This window comes from Roseburia rectibacter (genome assembly GCF_014287515.2).
Taxonomy (GTDB): domain Bacteria; phylum Bacillota; class Clostridia; order Lachnospirales; family Lachnospiraceae; genus Roseburia; species Roseburia rectibacter.
Genome location: NZ_CP092473.1, coordinates 3,734,663 through 3,751,655, shown reverse-complemented (window position 1 = coordinate 3,751,655; position 16,993 = coordinate 3,734,663). Strand labels below are relative to the sequence as shown.

General features: G+C 43.9%; 20 protein-coding genes. All 20 read left to right on the top strand.

Features of this window, described 5'->3' with window-relative positions; genetic code table 11:
• Window positions 1-454: 454 nt before the first annotated feature.
• The 20 genes from H8S51_RS17190 (at window position 455) to H8S51_RS17095 (ending at window position 16,974) form a co-directional block, all read left to right on the top strand.
• Window positions 455-958, top strand: a complete 504-nt coding sequence (locus H8S51_RS17190) for a MogA/MoaB family molybdenum cofactor biosynthesis protein (protein WP_118210722.1) — start codon at window positions 455-457, stop codon at window positions 956-958.
• Between the two features lie 270 nt (window positions 959-1,228).
• A complete protein-coding gene (yedF, locus tag H8S51_RS17185) occupies window positions 1,229-1,858 on the top strand; it encodes a sulfurtransferase-like selenium metabolism protein YedF (protein WP_118210721.1) in 630 nt (209 codons plus the stop codon).
• Window positions 1,855-2,994 (top strand): aminotransferase class V-fold PLP-dependent enzyme, encoded by a 1,140-nt coding sequence (locus tag H8S51_RS17180; protein ID WP_186899222.1) that lies wholly within the window; start codon window positions 1,855-1,857, stop codon window positions 2,992-2,994. The genes yedF and H8S51_RS17180 overlap by 4 nt, the downstream gene beginning before the upstream one ends.
• Before the next feature lie 44 nt (window positions 2,995-3,038).
• Window positions 3,039-3,389 carry a winged helix-turn-helix domain-containing protein gene (locus H8S51_RS17175; protein WP_186899221.1) on the top strand — a complete coding sequence of 117 codons (351 nt, stop codon included), beginning with the start codon at window positions 3,039-3,041 and terminating at the stop codon, window positions 3,387-3,389.
• A 79-nt stretch (window positions 3,390-3,468) separates the two neighbouring features.
• Window positions 3,469-4,506 carry a selenide, water dikinase SelD gene (gene selD, locus H8S51_RS17170; RefSeq protein ID WP_117920669.1) on the top strand — a complete coding sequence of 346 codons (1,038 nt, stop codon included), beginning with the start codon at window positions 3,469-3,471 and terminating at the stop codon, window positions 4,504-4,506.
• 117 nt (window positions 4,507-4,623) lie between these two features.
• Window positions 4,624-4,860, top strand: coding sequence for a DUF3343 domain-containing protein (locus H8S51_RS17165; protein ID WP_118210727.1), 237 nt, complete (start codon window positions 4,624-4,626; stop codon window positions 4,858-4,860).
• A 33-nt stretch (window positions 4,861-4,893) separates the two neighbouring features.
• Entirely contained in the window at window positions 4,894-5,184 is a 291-nt protein-coding gene (locus H8S51_RS17160) for a P-II family nitrogen regulator (protein WP_186899220.1), read from the top strand.
• A 156-nt stretch (window positions 5,185-5,340) separates the two neighbouring features.
• A complete protein-coding gene (yqeB, locus tag H8S51_RS17155; protein ID WP_186899286.1) occupies window positions 5,341-6,168 on the top strand; it encodes a selenium-dependent molybdenum cofactor biosynthesis protein YqeB in 828 nt (275 codons plus the stop codon).
• Between the two features lie 21 nt (window positions 6,169-6,189).
• The gene (locus H8S51_RS17150; protein WP_186899219.1) at window positions 6,190-7,215 is read left to right on the top strand and encodes a molybdopterin-binding protein; all 1,026 of its coding nucleotides are present in this window, start codon (window positions 6,190-6,192) and stop codon (window positions 7,213-7,215) included.
• 66 nt (window positions 7,216-7,281) lie between these two features.
• On the top strand, window positions 7,282-8,304 hold the full coding sequence (moaA, locus tag H8S51_RS17145) for a GTP 3',8-cyclase MoaA (RefSeq protein WP_186899218.1): 1,023 nt from the start codon (window positions 7,282-7,284) through the stop codon (window positions 8,302-8,304).
• Window positions 8,305-8,346: 42 nt separating this feature from the next.
• Entirely contained in the window at window positions 8,347-8,781 is a 435-nt protein-coding gene (locus H8S51_RS17140; protein ID WP_186899217.1) for an MOSC domain-containing protein, read from the top strand.
• A gap of 47 nt (window positions 8,782-8,828) precedes the next feature.
• Window positions 8,829-9,803, top strand: coding sequence for an XdhC family protein (locus H8S51_RS17135; protein ID WP_186899216.1), 975 nt, complete (start codon window positions 8,829-8,831; stop codon window positions 9,801-9,803).
• A 92-nt stretch (window positions 9,804-9,895) separates the two neighbouring features.
• Window positions 9,896-10,876, top strand: a complete 981-nt coding sequence (gene modA, locus H8S51_RS17130; RefSeq protein WP_186899215.1) for a molybdate ABC transporter substrate-binding protein — start codon at window positions 9,896-9,898, stop codon at window positions 10,874-10,876.
• A 28-nt stretch (window positions 10,877-10,904) separates the two neighbouring features.
• On the top strand, window positions 10,905-11,609 hold the full coding sequence (gene modB, locus H8S51_RS17125; protein WP_117920661.1) for a molybdate ABC transporter permease subunit: 705 nt from the start codon (window positions 10,905-10,907) through the stop codon (window positions 11,607-11,609).
• Window positions 11,610-11,747: 138 nt separating this feature from the next.
• Window positions 11,748-12,803, top strand: a complete 1,056-nt coding sequence (locus H8S51_RS17120) for a sulfate/molybdate ABC transporter ATP-binding protein (protein WP_186899214.1) — start codon at window positions 11,748-11,750, stop codon at window positions 12,801-12,803.
• Window positions 12,796-13,683 (top strand): LysR family transcriptional regulator, encoded by an 888-nt coding sequence (locus tag H8S51_RS17115; protein WP_241070796.1) that lies wholly within the window; start codon window positions 12,796-12,798, stop codon window positions 13,681-13,683. Before H8S51_RS17120 ends, H8S51_RS17115 begins: the two co-directional genes overlap by 8 nt.
• Before the next feature lie 182 nt (window positions 13,684-13,865).
• On the top strand, window positions 13,866-14,531 hold the full coding sequence (sdaAB, locus tag H8S51_RS17110; RefSeq protein WP_186899213.1) for an L-serine ammonia-lyase, iron-sulfur-dependent subunit beta: 666 nt from the start codon (window positions 13,866-13,868) through the stop codon (window positions 14,529-14,531).
• Window positions 14,532-14,630: 99 nt separating this feature from the next.
• Window positions 14,631-15,512 (top strand): L-serine ammonia-lyase, iron-sulfur-dependent, subunit alpha, encoded by an 882-nt coding sequence (sdaAA, locus tag H8S51_RS17105; RefSeq protein ID WP_186899212.1) that lies wholly within the window; start codon window positions 14,631-14,633, stop codon window positions 15,510-15,512.
• Between the two features lie 205 nt (window positions 15,513-15,717).
• Entirely contained in the window at window positions 15,718-16,083 is a 366-nt protein-coding gene (locus H8S51_RS17100) for a GntR family transcriptional regulator (protein WP_186899211.1), read from the top strand.
• Window positions 16,084-16,098: 15 nt separating this feature from the next.
• The gene (locus H8S51_RS17095; protein ID WP_186899210.1) at window positions 16,099-16,974 is read left to right on the top strand and encodes an ABC transporter ATP-binding protein; all 876 of its coding nucleotides are present in this window, start codon (window positions 16,099-16,101) and stop codon (window positions 16,972-16,974) included.
• Window positions 16,975-16,993: the final 19 nt, after the last annotated feature.

Sequence of the window (16,993 nt, the reverse complement as noted above, 5' to 3'; positions counted from 1 at the left end):
ACTAAAAATTTACGCACTCCCAAGGTTGTAAAATGAGTTCCCCGGCGAAGGGTGGTTCACAGCCTTACGGCTGGCAAATCGCATCAAACCGGGATTCGTTTTGTGACTTTGGGAGAAAATTAGAAAGTCTTAGTATGCCTGCCCGAAATACAGTGTTGTGCTGCCACGGACGGCAGCACAAGTCTTAATGTGCCCGGATGGCACATTTAAGACGCACACGTCACTCCACCACAATATAAATCAGGCATACTTAGACTTTCTTATTTTCGGACAACGGAACAAAACAGTCCCGGCTTGATGCAATTTGCCAATCAAAAACCCCGGAACCACCCTTCACCGGGGAACTCAACTCACACCCAAACCAGCATTTGGCGGGCAGGTTCATGGAATTATTAACAGTTATCAACAAGCATGGATATTATTGAAACAAATCAGCATAGAAATGGAGAGTAAGATGAATAATAAGTACACAGTCGGAATCATAACAGCAAGCGACAAAGGTTCAAAGGGAGAGCGTGAGGATATCAGTGGAAAACGGATCAGAGAAATACTGCCGTCTGAAAAATACGAAATTATATCCTATCGGGTGCTGCCGGACGAGCAAAAAGAGCTGGAACAGGAAATGATAAGGCTTGCGGATGAATGTAAATGCAGTCTGATCTTAACGACAGGTGGAACAGGATTTTCCCTGCGGGATGTGACACCGGAGGCAACGCTTGCCGTTTGTGACCGGAATGCACCGGGAATTGCGGAGGCAATCCGGGCTTACAGCATGACAATTACGAAGCGTGCCATGTTAAGCCGTGGTGCAAGTGCGATCCGGGGGCAGTCCCTGATCGTAAATCTGCCGGGCAGTCCAAAAGCGGTCGAGGAAAGCCTGACTTATATCTTAGATTCGCTGGAACATGGGATGGATATTTTGTTGGGGAGAGATGGGGAATGTGCGCGGAGAGGATAGCTGTGTGGTGCTGAATGAGGTATGTCTGCCGGTTAAAATTTGAGAGATATTTTTAAAATACTATTTTCAAGCTGAGAAAATAGTGTTATACTTATAAAAGAATAACGAGGGTGTTACTGGAGAGATTCCGTAATGCCCTTTTCTGATTCATATGGTTTCCCGTATTATAAGGCAGTTCAAAATTGATGTAGCAGGAAGTTAAGAGTTGCCTATGGTATATGGAATCTTTATAAGAATAATGAAAAATTTAGCAGAAAGGCTGGAAAAAAGATGATTACAGTAAATGCAATGGGCGATACCTGCCCGATTCCGGTAGTAAAAACAAAAAATGCAATCAAAGAGCTTAAAGGTTCTGGTGTTGTGGAGACACTGGTGGATAACGAGATCGCGGTTCAGAATCTGACGAAGATGGCAAAACAGAAAGGCTATGGAGTGAAGTCCGAGAAAATCGCAGAGGGACAGTATAAAGTGACGATGGAGATTGGAGATGGAGCAGCGGACCAGAGTGATGAAATGTCCGTAACAGACACAGAAAAAGAAACCTGTGCTCCGAATGCAATCCATGGCAACACGGTTGTTGTGATCTCTGCAGATCATATGGGTGAGGGCGATAATGAGCTTGGAAAAGTTCTGATCAAGGGCTTTATTTATGCGCTGACAGAGCAGGATGTATTACCGAAAACCATGCTTTTTTATAACGGAGGTGCAAAACTGACCTGTGAGGAATCACCGACACTTGAGGATCTGAAATCATTAGAGGCACAGGGCGTGGAGATTTTAACCTGTGGTACATGCCTTAATCACTATGGACTTACGGATAAACTTCAGGTGGGAAGTGTAACAAATATGTATGTGATTGCTGAGAAAATGACACAGGCAGGAAATATTGTAAAACCATGATTTATTTAGATAATGCGGCAACTACATTTCCAAAACCACCGGAGGTAGAACAAGCCGTCACGGAGGCATTTCATACACTTGGAAATGCAGGAAGAGGAGCACACGCGGCAACACTTGATGCATCCAGGATCATTTATGGAACCAGAGAGCGGCTTGCAGAATTATTTCACGCGGAAGATGCATCACGTATTGCATTTACCTGTAATGTGACAGAAGCGTTAAATATTGCGATTCAGGGTTTATTTGAACCGGGAGATCACGTGATCACATCGGTATGTGAACATAACTCTGTCCTGCGTCCATTGTATCTGATGGAGCAGCGGGGCGTGAAGGTCACATATCTTCCGGCAGATTTTAAGGGACGGATTTTGTATGATGAGCTGGAACATGCATATCAGTCGGATACGAAAGCAGTTGTGATCACACATGCGTCAAATCTGACAGGAAATGTGACAGATTTAGAACATATCGCTGCTTTTACAGAAAAACATCATCTTCTGTTAATTGTGGATGCTGCTCAGACCGCCGGAGTACTTCCAATCGATGTGCAGAAACAGAATATCGATGTACTCTGTTTTACCGGTCATAAAGGATTACTTGGCCCGCAGGGAACCGGAGGAATTTATGTGCGGAAAGGTGTGGATATCCGACCGCTTTTAGCGGGAGGAACCGGAGTCAAAAGTTACAGTAAAGCGCAGCCGGAAGAAATGCCGACCGCGCTTGAAGCTGGGACATTAAACGGACATGGGATTGCCGGATTGTACGCTGCTTTGGGTTATCTGCAAAAAATGGGCATTGGTATGATCTATAAACGTGAGATGGCTCTGGCAGATCGGTTTTATAATGGCGTAAAAGATATTTCCGGTGTAAACATTTATGGAGATTTTACAACGGAAAACAGAGTGGCAGTTGTCTCATTAAATATCAGGGATTTAGATTCCGGCAGTGTAAGCGACTGGCTCTGGGAAGATTATGAGATCGCAGTCCGTGCGGGGGCACATTGTGCGCCTATGATGCATGAGACGCTTGGAACAAAAGAGCAGGGGGCAGTAAGATTCAGCTTTTCCCATTTTAATACGGATGAGGAAGTGGATGCTGCGGTGCGAGCTGTGCGGGAGATTGCGGAGGAAGCATGACGGAAAGAGTCTGCATAATAAGCGGCAAAGAAAAGAGGATAGATATGAGTTTGGGAAAAAGAAAGCTTCATGAACAGGTGAGGCTGCGTATTTATGGAGATGAGCTTATATTCGGACCTGGCATTGCACAAATTATGGAACTTGTGGAGAAAACGGGATCTCTTTCTGAGGCGTGCCGTCAGATGCAGATGGCATATTCGAAAGGCTGGAGAATTGTAAAACGCGCTGAAAATGAACTTGGCTTTTCACTTATGACCGGAAATAGTGGTGGAAAAGGCGGCGGCAATATGACATTGACAGAACAGGGAAGGAATTTCATGGAAAAGTATCAGGCGATGGATGCGGAGTTAAAGAAGGATGCACAGACGTTGTTTGAAAAATATTTCACAAATTAATTTATAGAAAATGTCAATAACTCTCATCCTTTCAGGCATAAAACAGAGTGCGCACAGATCACGGAGGTGTAAGACAGATATGGAACAAAATCAGGAAAAAATCATATTTTGCAAGGGTGGCGGATGCACTGCAAAGCTCGGTGCAGGCATTTTAAGCAGAGTGTTAGAGCGTTTGCCGAAAGGCCCGGCAGATGAGAATCTTCTCATCGGATATGACAGCAAGGATGATGCAGCAGTCTATCGTATTTCCGATGATACGGCAATCGTACAGACCCTTGATTTTTTCCCCCCAATGGTGGATGATCCGTACACCTTTGGAAAAATTGCGGCGGCAAATGCGCTCAGTGATATCTATGCGATGGGCGGCGAAGTAAAGACAGCATTAAATATCGTATGTTTTCCGGAGAGTATGGATTTGAATATTTTAGGTGAGATCATGCGGGGCGGCTCCGAAAAAGTCATTGAGGCGGGAGGAACTCTTGCAGGCGGTCATTCCATTGCCGATACAGATGTGAAGTATGGACTTTCTGTCATGGGAACTGTGCATCCGGACAAGATATATCCGAATAATCAGGGAAAACCGGGTGACAAACTGATCTTAACAAAGAAACTCGGAGTTGGAATTGTCTGTACGGCAAACCGTGTAAAAGAGGCATCTGATGCTGCAATGGAACAGGCAGTTGCATCTATGACAATGTTGAATAAATATGCTTCCCATATCTGTCATCCATATGAGATCCATGCATGTACAGATGTGACAGGCTTTGGTTTTTTGGGACATCTGCATGAAATGATGGATGGGAAGTTATCCTGCCGTATTTTTGCAGACCAGGTACCTGTGATAAAAGAAGCACTTGATTATGCAGATGAGTTTTTGCTGACGGCGGCAGGTCAGAAAAACCGGAATCATGTGGGTGAATCTGTTTCATTTGAAAATGTCACTTTTGCAATGGAAGAGGTTTTATTTGATCCACAGACTTCTGGCGGACTGCTGATTGCAGTGCCAGAAAAGCAGGCAGAGGCACTTTTAGCAGATCTAAAGAAGGAAGGGCATCCGGCTGCCATAGTTGGGGAGATCCTTCCAAAATCTGAAAAGGAAATTTATGTGTGTGGATAATTGGAAAATCTGCCTGATGATTCATTACATTAAGATATTTTATAATAATTCCGGACAAAATTTAAATAGTGATATTGGCTCCAACATCACGAAATAAGGTTAGCAGGGATGGAGATCATGAGAGAAAAGAAAAATTACAGAATCATCACATTTCATACCACATCAGCGGCAATGGCAATGGAAAAATATTGCAATGAGAATTCCATCAAAGGACGGCTGATCCCGGTTCCAAGAGAACTTTCTGCAGGGTGTGGACTGGCGTGGAGAATGGAACCGGGAGATTATGAAGTGTCCGGTAAAGAAATTGAAAAATCAGGAATTGAGATGGAACAGAGTGTAGAAATATATATCTAAATAAAAAAGTATCATTCTGTTGGAAAAGACAAAATGAGACCGGAAGCCTATGAAAAGGTAAATGGTATGAATATCGCAAATATTATGGGATGTGGTAATCAAAAAGGAAATCTTAGATCGACCAGACAGTATGAGTTTTCTGTTAATCTGCTGCCAAAGATTAAAGTAGAAACCGTTGTAACGGATGAACAGGCACCGGCGATCGTGGACGAGGTTGTAAAGGAGATTCAGACAGGAAACTTTGGCGATGGTAAGATTTTTATTTATGACGTAGAAGATGCGGTCAGAATCAGAACTGGTGAGCATGGTGGTGATGCACTATAAAATACGTCAGTATTGACTTGACAAAAATTATAAGTATGGTTATTCTTATAAAAGATAGCAATGTGTAAGCTGAATGAAAGATAGCCAATGTGGGTAGAGTCCCCACATTGGTTTTCTTTTTTTCTTAATGATAATTGTCTGAAAGGCAGATGAGAAATATTGAAGAAACCATTCATTATAGTAAGAGGCGGTGGCGATCTTGCCACCGGAACCATCCACAGACTCTGGTCGGCAGGATTTCCGGTTCTGGTTCTTGAAGCGGAATATCCGGCAGCGATCCGGCGTCAGGTAGCCATCTGTGAGGCTGTTTATGAGGGCAGTGCCACGGTAGAAGGCATGGAGGCTGTTCTGATCCAAGATGCTACAGAAGCAGAAAAAGTGATCGGCGCTGGAAAAGTTCCGTTACTGGTAGATCCGGACGGAGCAGCCATTGCAGCATTAAAGCCCGATGTGGTCGTTGATGCAATCCTTGCAAAGAAAAATCTCGGAACAACACGCAATATGGCAGCACTTACGGTAGGACTTGGTCCCGGATTTACTGCGGGGGAAGATGTGGATATCGTTATTGAGACAAAGCGAGGACATAATCTCGGTCGGATCATCCGTGAGGGATCAGCTATTCCCAATACCGGAATACCGGGCAATATTGGCGGCTATGCGGCAGAGCGTGTGATTCATGCAGGCGCACCGGGTATTCTTTATAATGTGCATAAGATCGGTGATATTGTTGAACAGGGCGAGGAAATTGCGTATATCATGAATGAGGATGAAAATGCCAGATATTCGGTAACCGCCACGATCCCCGGTATTATCCGCGGACTGATCCGTGATGGATATCCGGTTACAAAAGGCTTTAAGATTGCAGATATCGATCCGCGCAAAAGCGAACTTTCGAACTGTTTTACCATTTCGGATAAAGCACGCTGTATTGCAGGCAGTGTGCTTGAAGTTGTCTGTGCTTTTGACACTGACAATTTATCATAAAAAGAAAGGAGCATATGCTTCATGAAACTGATAAAGACAGAAGATGCAGTCGGTCAGGTACTCTGCCACGATATCACACAGATCATTAAGGGTGTTACAAAAGATGCGGTTTTCCGCAAAGGGCATATCATCACAGAAGAAGATATTCCGGTGCTTCTAAGTGTTGGAAAGGATCACATTTACATCTGGGAAAAAGATGACACGATTCTCCATGAAAACGAGGCAGCGCAGATTCTTTATGAGATGTGCAGAAATGACTACATGCATCCATCGGATGTCAAAGAAGGTAAAATTGAACTGATCGCGGATTGCGACGGACTGTTAAAAGTTGATAAAGAAAAATTAAAAAAGGTGAACAGTTTCGGGGAAATGATGATCGCCAGCCGCCATGGAAATACACCGGTAAAAGCGGGAGACAAACTTGCTGGAACAAGGATCATCCCACTTGTGATCAAAAAAGAAAAGATGGAACGGGCAAGGCAGATTTGTGCAGATGCTCCTATTTTTACACTAAAGCCATTTCACAAGAAAAAAGCTGCGATCATCACGACGGGAAATGAAGTTTATCACGGAAGGATCGCAGATACTTTTACACCGGTCATCCGGGAAAAATTAGCAGAATATGATACGGAAGTCATTTTTCATGAGACCTTTGATGATGATAACGAAAAGATTACGGACGGCTGTCTTGCGGCGATCGAAGCAGGAGCAGATCTTGTGATCTGTACCGGGGGCATGAGTGTGGACCCGGATGATAAAACACCGCTTGCCATCAAAAATACCGGGGCAGAGATCATTTCTTACGGTGCACCGGTATTACCGGGAGCAATGTTTCTGCTTTCTTATTATAAAGAAAGCATTCCGATCCTTGGACTGCCGGGCTGTGTGATGTATGCAAAGCGTACGATTTTTGATCTGGTGCTGCCGCGCATTATGGCAGATGACAAAGTGGCCGCAGAAGAACTTGCAGCACTTGGCGAGGGTGGGCTTTGCTTAAACTGTGAACACTGTATTTACCCAAATTGCGGCTTTGGAAAAGGATGGTAGCAGTAGCATAAGCTACAGAGCAGATTTTGAAATGAGATTTATGGAAAGGCATGAGGAAGTATTTGAATGAAAGATCAGACAGGCAGAGAGATTGATTATATGAGAATTTCGATTACCGATCGCTGCAATCTGCGCTGTAAGTATTGTATGCCTGGCGATATAGAGACAACGGATATGGCGAATCTGCTGACATACGAGGAAATTGTAAAAGTGACAGAGACTGCCGTGTCACTTGGAATCCGGCATGTCCGTCTGACCGGTGGAGAGCCGTTAGTGCGCCGTGGCTGTGTAGAGCTGGTCAAAAAAATAAAAAATATATCGGGCATTGATACGGTTGGAATGACCACAAATGGGGTTCTGCTTGCAGAGTATGCAAGGACTTTGAAAGAAGCAGGACTTGATAGTGTAAATGTCAGCCTGGATACTTTAGATGAGACAGAATTTCAAAGACTGACGGGACGGAATGAATTAAAAGCAGTGTTAGCAGGAATCAGGGCGGCACAGGAAGCGGAAATTCCGGTAAAGATCAATACGGTTCATTATAAAAATCTGGACTGGAGAGCCGTTCTTGCTTACGCAGATGAAAGGCAGATACCGGTACGTTTTATTGAGATGATGCCGATCGGATATGGTGCAGCTTATACCGGAAGATCCAATGAAGAATTGTTCCGGCAGATCGAGGACATATATGGAAATGCCTGTGCGATGGAACCGGATCGAAAAGTGGAATCTGAAAAAGCCGGAGAGCAGGAAGTTACAGTGAAGCTGCCATATAAAAACTATGGCGCAGGACCTGCAGTTTACTGCCATTTTCCGGGATTAAATATAGATGTCGGCTTTATCAGCGCCATACATCATAAATTTTGTAAGAACTGTAATCGTATCCGTCTCACCTCCGAAGGATATTTAAAATTATGCCTCTGTTATGAAAAAGGTGTTGATCTAAGAGCAGTCCTCAGGGATCCCCAAAAAGAACAGACCTTACAGAAAGTGATGAAAGAGGCAGTTTTAGAAAAACCTATGGAACACTGTTTTGAACAGATTTCAGAAATGACAGAGCATAAAGCGATGGTACGCATTGGTGGATGAAAGAAATAGACGAAAATTATTTAGAAAGCAGAGCAGTTATATATGGGAATCATAAAAGGAATTTGCATCAGCAAAGAAAGAGGAACAGAAAAGCATGAAGTGCCTGAGGCTGAGTTTATCAGGGACTGGGGCATTCAGGGTGATGCGCATGCAGGAAAATGGCACAGACAGGTCAGTCTGCTGTCCTTTGAAAAAATAGAAGAATTTCGTGCAAAAGGCGCGGATGTAGCGTTTGGAGCATTTGGAGAAAATCTGATCGTGGATGGATATGATTTTAAAAATCTTCCGGTCGGAACAAGATTCCGCTGTGGGGATGTCCTTCTTGAAATGACCCAGATCGGTAAAGAATGTCATTCACATTGCCAGATTTATCAGCGGATGGGAGAATGTATCATGCCGCATGAAGGTGTTTTTGCTGTTGTTTTAGAGGGCGGCATGATACATGTCGGGGATGAACTTATGATAGAATCAGTGTAACACATCCGGAACAGATCAATGAAAAGAGCGCAGAAATGGAGATTGTTATGAGAGAAATTGTGGAAGCTCTTAAGAAAAGAATCAATGAAAAGAAAAATAGTATGCTCATCACTGTGGTTGCAGGACGCGGTTCCATACCGAGGAAAGCCGGTGCATATATGGTAGTCGGCGAGGATGGCAGAATAGCCGGAACGATCGGTGGCGGTAATCTGGAATATCAGGCAATTTTGCTGGGACAAAAGCTTCTTGCCGAAAAGAAGAATTATCTGCATGAGTATAATCTTGGTCAGGAAAAATCAGCAGAACTTGGAATGGCATGCGGTGGAAATGCGACCGTCTTATTTTACTATGTGGACGCGGTGGAAGATGCTGTATGGATCGGACAGATGGAAGCGGCAGAAGAAAAAAGAAAACCATTCTGGATCCTTATGCCGTTAGAGCAAGGAAAGGTAAAAATACTGCCGGAGTTTCAGACATCTGCACATCAGTCGGTGACAGAGATTGATGGAGCGCGTTTCTATGCAGAACAATTCTCCTATGATGGAAAAGTTTATATTTTTGGAGGCGGACATTTAGCACAGGAACTTGTCCCGGTGCTGTCACATCTGGGGTTCCGCTGCATTGTTTCGGATGACAGGGAAGAATTTACAAAACCGGAACTGTTTCCGGGAGCGGAAGAGATACGGCTGATCGATTTTGGAAAACTGGAAGAGACATTTACGATTCATCCGGAAGACTACATTGTGGTCGTCACAAGAGGACATCTCTGCGATACGGATGCAGAGCGTTTTGGACTGAAAACTTCTGCCGGATATATCGGTGTTGTGGGAAGCAGGAAAAAAACAAAATTTGTATATGATAAATTGATCGCGGAGGGATTTACCGGGGAACAGCTTGCACGTGTGACAGCACCGATCGGAATTGAGATCGGAAGTGAGACTCCGGCGGAGATCGCGATCAGCATTGCGGCACAGCTGATCGAAGTACGTGCGAGAAAAAATCATCATAAAATTAATTTTTAAAAGAAATGGTATAGAAAAAGGAGTTATATGGAGCTGATTTAAGAAGCTGCTTTTTTAGAGCTTTTTAAAATAAAAAAAAAGAGGAAAAACAAATGAAAAAGAAATGTGTGTGTGTATTACTTTCTGCAGCTATGGCAATGACAATGTTTGCCGGATGTGGAAACAACAAGGATCAGGCGGCAGGTGAAACCAATACGGTGGTCGAGTCAGGTGCAGAAAAATCATCTGAGACAGAAAGTGTCAGTGCAGATGCTGCTGCGACTGAGGCAGTGGAGACAGCAGATGCAACCGAAGCTGCAGCAGCAGAGCCATTTGAAGCAACAACGGTAACTGTATTTGCTGCAAAGAGTTTAAATACGGTTATGGAAGAGCTGATCGCAGAGTATAACAAAACACAGCCGAACGTATCGATCGTGGGAAGTTATGACAGTTCAGGAACCCTGATGACACAGATCGAAGAAGGAGCAGCCTGTGATGTATTTTTCTCCGCAGCACAAAAACAGATGGATCAGCTTCAGGATCAGGACGGACTGGTTATCGACGGAACCAGACATAACGTTGTAAACAATCAGGTTTGTGTCGTTACATACAAAGGCAGCGGCACGACGGTAACCGGACTTTCCGATATCGGAAATGCAAAAAGCATTGCACTTGCCGATGGTTCTGTTCCGGTTGGAAAATATACCAGACAGGCAATGGTAAATGCGGGTATGTTAGACAAAGTGGACGATGTTTCACAGATTACGACAACGGAAATCCAGAATGCACTTGGTGGTGTGGATATCAATGAGTGTGTCAATGTAGGAGCTGTAACATCTGCAGTTGCAGAAGGTTCTAATGAAGTCGGAACCGTATATTATTCAGATACTTACGGTTTTGAAGACCGTTTGGAAATCCTAGAAAAAGTTTCGTATGACCTTACCGGAAATGTTATTTATCCGGTGGCACAGATTGTAAATAACGAAGCAGATGAGTTAGAGCAGAGTGCAGCAGAGGATTTTATCAATTTTCTGGTTTCGGATGATGCAAAAACAATTTTCCAGAAATACTACTTTGATACGGATGTTGAATAAAAGGTAAAAATGAAAACAGGAGGCAGTTATGAGTCAGTTGACAGCATATTTAAGTGGACTCGACTGGAGCCCGCTTCTGATATCAATTAAAACCGGAATTGTAGCAACCATTATTTCATTTTTTTTAGGCATCTATGCAGCACGAAAAGTAGTAAAAGCAGGACCGCGCATAAAGGCAGTGGCAGATGGAATTCTGACACTGCCAATGGTGCTGCCACCGACGGTGGCAGGCTTTTTTCTGCTGTTATTGTTCAGCCTGAGGAGACCGTTTGGAGCATATCTTTATGATACGTTTCATTTCAAAGTGGTACAGACCTGGCTTGGCTGTATTTTAGCGGCAACCGTGATCGCATTTCCACTCATGTACCGGAATGCCAGAGCTGCGTTTGAACAGATTGATGTAAATCTGATTTATGCGGCGCGGACACTTGGGATGCCTGAGATCAAAATTTTCTGGAAAGTGGTGGTTCCTGCGGCGGGACCGGGCATTGCATCCGGAACAGTTTTAACCTTTGCAAGGGCGCTTGGTGAGTACGGTGCGACCTCAATGCTTGCAGGAAATATTCCGAAAAAAACAAGTACAATCTCACAGAAAATTGCGATGGTCATCCAGGACGGAGACTATGCGACAGCGGGATTCTGGGTGCTCGTGATATTGATCATTGCATTTTTGGTCATATTTTTGTTAAATATCATCACGGTAAAGAGTATAAAACATGTGAGCAGGTGGTAGCATGAAAAGTACTTCTAATTACTCAGAGCAGAGGCTCTTTCGTGAAGAAGTACTAAGTTTCATGCGGAAAAACGCAGGCATTTTTCATGTGATCAATGGAGAGTATAGGCAAGTGCATTATTTTAAATGGAGATTGGAATGAGTCTGAAAGTAAATATAAAAAAGAAGTTTGGCAGCTTTTGTTTAGACGTCGCGTTCGAGACAGAGCGTGGCGTATTTGCGATTCTTGGGGCATCCGGATGTGGAAAGAGTATGACACTAAAGTGCATAGCCGGAATTGAGACACCGGACGAGGGACGGATCGAATTAAACGGCAGGGTATTATTTGATTCTGCAAAAAAGATCAATCTTACGCCACAGAAACGTCGTGTCGGCTATATGTTTCAGGATTATGCCCTGTTTCCCAATATGACAGTGGAACAGAATATCAAAGCTGGTATGGGAAAATGTCCGGATGAAGAGAAAGTAAAGTCTTATATCAGACGTTTCCGCTTAGAAGGACTTGAAAAACATTACCCCACGCAGCTTTCCGGTGGACAGAAACAGCGTGTAGCGATGGCGCGGATGATCGCTTCAGAGCCGGATATTCTGCTTTTGGATGAACCGTTTTCTGCGCTTGACAGTTATCTCAAGTGGGAGTTAGAGCAGGAAATGCGTGATATGTTAGCAGAGGTGAAAAAGCCGGTACTTTTTGTATCGCACAATCGTGATGAGGTTTATCGTCTGTGTAATATGGTAAGCTGTATCGATCATGGAAAAATGGAAGTCATTGAGGAGACAAAAGAGTTTTTCCATAATCCGAAAACAAAGACAGCGGCTGTGTTATCCGGATGTAAGAACATTTCTGCAGTGGAAATTGTGGATAATAGTCATATAAAAGCGGTGGACTGGGGGATAACTCTGTGCGTTCCGGAAATTCCAAAGGACACAAAAGCGGTTGGTATCCGGGCACATTCGTTTTATCCTGTGGATGCAGAGCCTGTTCAGGATATGAATATTTTAAGGATAGAGGAATACCGCATCATTGAGGATACGTTTGAGTGGAATATTTCATTCCGCCCATCGAAAGAGAGTGGATGGCTTCAGTGGAAAATAGCAAAAACAGAGCAGGAAGATTCGCCAGGACCAATCCCTTCTGGTCTGGCAGTGGATGCAAAAGATATTTTATTGTTGAGGGATAATGCCTATGAATAACCGACAACTGACCATTTTCCGTACAGTATGTGAAGAAGGAAGCATGACAAAGGCAGCCGAAAAACTTTATATGACACAGCCCGCAGTCAGCCAGACCATCAAGGAGTTAGAGCAGGAGAGCGGTGTCTGCTTTTTAGAGCGCTATAACCGCAAAGTAGTACCGACGGAGAGCGGCAGGCTGCTCTATCAGTATGCGTGTCATATCCTTGGACTGTATCATGATTTAGAACAGCATTTGAAAGAAACGGAAGGTGTGCGGACGATCCGTATCGGTGCAAACCTTTCGGTTGGAGTAAAAATGCTGCGTGGATTTATCCGTACATTTGAAAAAAAATATCCGGACATTCGTGTGAAAGTGATTGTCAGTGGATCGGTAAAGCTGATGGAACTTTTAAGAACGCATCAGATCGATCTGGGTATCATGGAAGATCTGCCTGGTGAGACGGACTATATACAGGAGCCGTTTGCAAAGGACAGGACTCTTGTTGTTGCAGCACCCGGTCATCCGTTGGCGGGCATGGAGCATGTCAGGTTTGAGGATCTGAAAAAAGAAACTTTTCTTTTGCGGGAAAAGGGAGCCGGTGTACGTGACCGGTTTGAAGCTATTTTAAGGACAAAAGACTGCGTAATCGAACCTTTATGGGAGAGCCGGAGCACAAAAGTACTCGTACAGGCGGTGGAAGATGGATTTGGTATTTCGGTACTGCCATATTTTCTGATTGAGGAATATTTAAAGGCTGGCCGTCTGGTGGAAATAAAAGTAGAAGATATTTGTCTTGGAAGAAACTTAAATCTGGTATATCATCCACATAAGGTTTGGAATGATCCACTGCGTGATTTTATGGATATTGTACGTCAATATGGGAATGATGAGAGGTAGAGTAAAATTTCCTATTACATAAAAAAAGAACAGGATTTCTACGGTGGAAATACTGTTCTTTTCTATGCTATAAATGTGTGTGTGTATATAGCAATTAAAATGTATCATAAATTTGATATAACTTCAAATAGGATAAAATTATAGAAAACATAAGTAAATACTTATGAGAACGGAGATAAGATATGAACCTGTTAGATATCATCGGACCTGTAATGGTCGGCCCGTCCAGTTCGCATACGGCGGGAGCCGTCAGAATCGGGAGAGTCAGCCGTAAACTGCTGGCGGAAGAAGTAAAAGAAGCAAAAATATACTTTCATGGTTCGTTCCTTGCGACGGGCAAGGGACACGGCACAGATAAGGCGCTGATTGCCGGATTATTAGGAATGCAGGTGGATGATCCGGCAATACCGGACAGTTTCAGGATTGCGGAGAAGAGAGGAATGAGATTTTCCCTAGAGGGGATCGACCTCGGTGATGTTCATCCAAATTCGGTGAAAATGAATCTGACAGGTATTTCCGGGCGTACACTTGAAGTGATTGCAGCTTCGATCGGAGGCGGGCGGATACAGATCTGCGAGCTTGACGGGATCACTGCCAATTTCAGTGGCGATTATCCGACACTGATCGTGCATAATATCGACCAGCCGGGACATGTTACCGAGGTAACATCCATGCTTGCCCATAAAGGCGTCAATATTGCCACAATGCAGCTTTACCGGAAAAGCAGAGGCGGCAATGCTGTCATGGTCATAGAGTGTGATCAGGAAGTGCCGAAAGAATCACTTGCATGGTTAGAGCGCTTAGAGGGTATATTAAAGGTAACGTATTGCAGTCTGGTGGAAGAGTAGAGATTAATACACCTTTTGATACATTAATCAAAATATATCATAGAAAGTTGGAAGTAGTGTGAAAAATAACATTTTTCACACGCAGGAATGGAGATTTTTATGTATGGATCATTACAGGAATTATGTGAATTAGAAGAAGCATCCGGGAAACCATTTTGGAAGATCGTGCAGGAGGATGACTGCCGGGAACAGGGAATCACGGAGGATGTGTCTTTTGGGCAGATGCGCGCGATGTATCAGGCAATGAAGGATGCGGACGAGCGTTATGATGAAAAATTAAAATCCGAGAGCGGGCTTGTCGGCACAGAGGGCAAAAAAATGATGGATGCAAGGGCTGCGGGTAATTTACTATGCGGCGATTTTATTGGGAAAGTCATGGAAAAGGCATTAAAAACCAGTGAGTCGAATGCCTGCATGAAGCGTATCGTGGCGGCGCCGACGGCTGGTTCATGTGGTGTTGTTCCAGCAGTATTTCTGAGTCTGCAGGAAGAAAAGGGATATTCCGAAGAGAAAATGGTGGAGGCATTGTTTGTGGCAGCAGGCATCGGCGGCGTGATCGCAGAGCGGGCTTTTTTAGCTGGTGCAGCGGGCGGCTGTCAGGCGGAGATAGGTTCGGCATCTGCGATGGCGGCTGGCGGTGTCATGCACTTATTAGGAGGCAGTGCAAAAGAGATCGCAAATGCGGCAGCACTGGCATTAAAAAATCTGCTGGGACTTGCCTGTGATCCGGTTGCCGGATTAGTGGAAGTGCCGTGTGTCAAACGAAATGTGATGGGAGCAGTCAATGCGCTGACTTCTGCCGATCTGACGAGAGCCGGCATATTCAGTAAAATTCCGCCGGATGAAGTGATCGATGCGATGCGAAGCATTGGAAGAAGCATGTCCGAAGATATCCGGGAGACAGGAAAAGGTGGACTTGCCGGAACACCGACCGGAGTGGAGATCCGTGAGCGGATGTCCGGGGGCAGAACGCAGGAATAAAAGGGGAATGTTTAAAGCAACACACATAACGATCTGATTTACAGATCAGTTATGATGGTGTTGCTTTTTTATTATAAAAAATTTTTTGAATAAAATAGTTGACAATATCACATCTTGGTGCTATGGTTAGTTACACAAGTAATGAACCATATAACTAAATAACGAAGTGACGAAATATAAAAATTTGAGAAAGGAGCCATTATGCATGAATGAAATATTAACGCAGGAGAAATCCATTTATCTGCAGATCGCAGAAATGATCGAAACAGATATTTTGAGGGATATTCTTCTGGAGGAAGAGCGTGTGCCGAGTACCAATGAGCTGGCAAAGCTATATGCGATCAACCCGGCGACCGCAGCAAAGGGCGTAAATATATTGGTAGATGAAGGAATCTTATATAAGAAAAGAGGAATCGGCATGTTTGTAGCAGAAGGGGCAAAAGAAAACATTTTAAACCGCAGACGAAATGAGTTTTATACGCACTATGTCAAAAAGTTATTAGAGGAAGCAGCGAGTTTAGGACTTGATAAAAATGAGGTCATTAAAATGATTCAGTCAGCAGATAAATAAAAGGGGGAAAATAAAATGGAAGCAATCATTTGCAGCAATGTCAATAAGAGTTATGGGAAAAAAGAGGTTTTAAAAAATATAGATTTTACACTGGAAAAAGGAAAAATCTATGGTCTGATCGGAAGAAACGGTGCAGGAAAAACAACACTGTTATCAATCTTGTCCGCGCAGAATCCGTCGACAGAGGGAAGTGTGACATGGAATGGTGAAAAGGTCTGGGAAAATAGAAAAGCATTAGATCATATCTGCTTTTCGAGAGAACTGTCGACCAACCTGTATGGAAGCGGTGCCAGTGCTTTAAAAGTAAAAGAGTATTTAAAGAATGCATCTTATTATTATCCGAACTGGGATCAGAAGATGGCAGATGAGCTGATCGAGAAGTTTGAATTGAACACGAAACAGCGCATCAACAAAATGTCAAAAGGTATGCTTTCCATGGTAACGATCATTGTTGCACTTGCCAGCAAAGCGGATTTCACATTTTTAGATGAGCCGGTGGCGGGGTTAGATGTTGTGATGCGCGAGTACTTTTACCATAAACTGATGGAAGAGTATACAGAGACAGGACGGACTTTTGTGATATCCACGCACATTATCGAGGAGGCAGCAGACCTGATGGAAGAGGTCATTATGATTAAGGATGGCAGTCTTTTGCTGAAAGAAAATACACAGGATCTGTTGGAGAGAAGTTACCATGTCAGCGGACTTGCGGAAGTGGTAGACCGGGCGACGGAAGGATATGAGAAACATCACGAGGAAAAAATGGGACGCAGCAAGAGTGTGACCATACTTTTAAAAGAAGACCAGGCGCTGCCAAAGGGTTATGATGTGACGATACAGCCAATCAGCCTGGAGAAATTATTTGTTTCACTGTGCGGATTAGATGACTAGGAAATAGCGGGAGGAATGG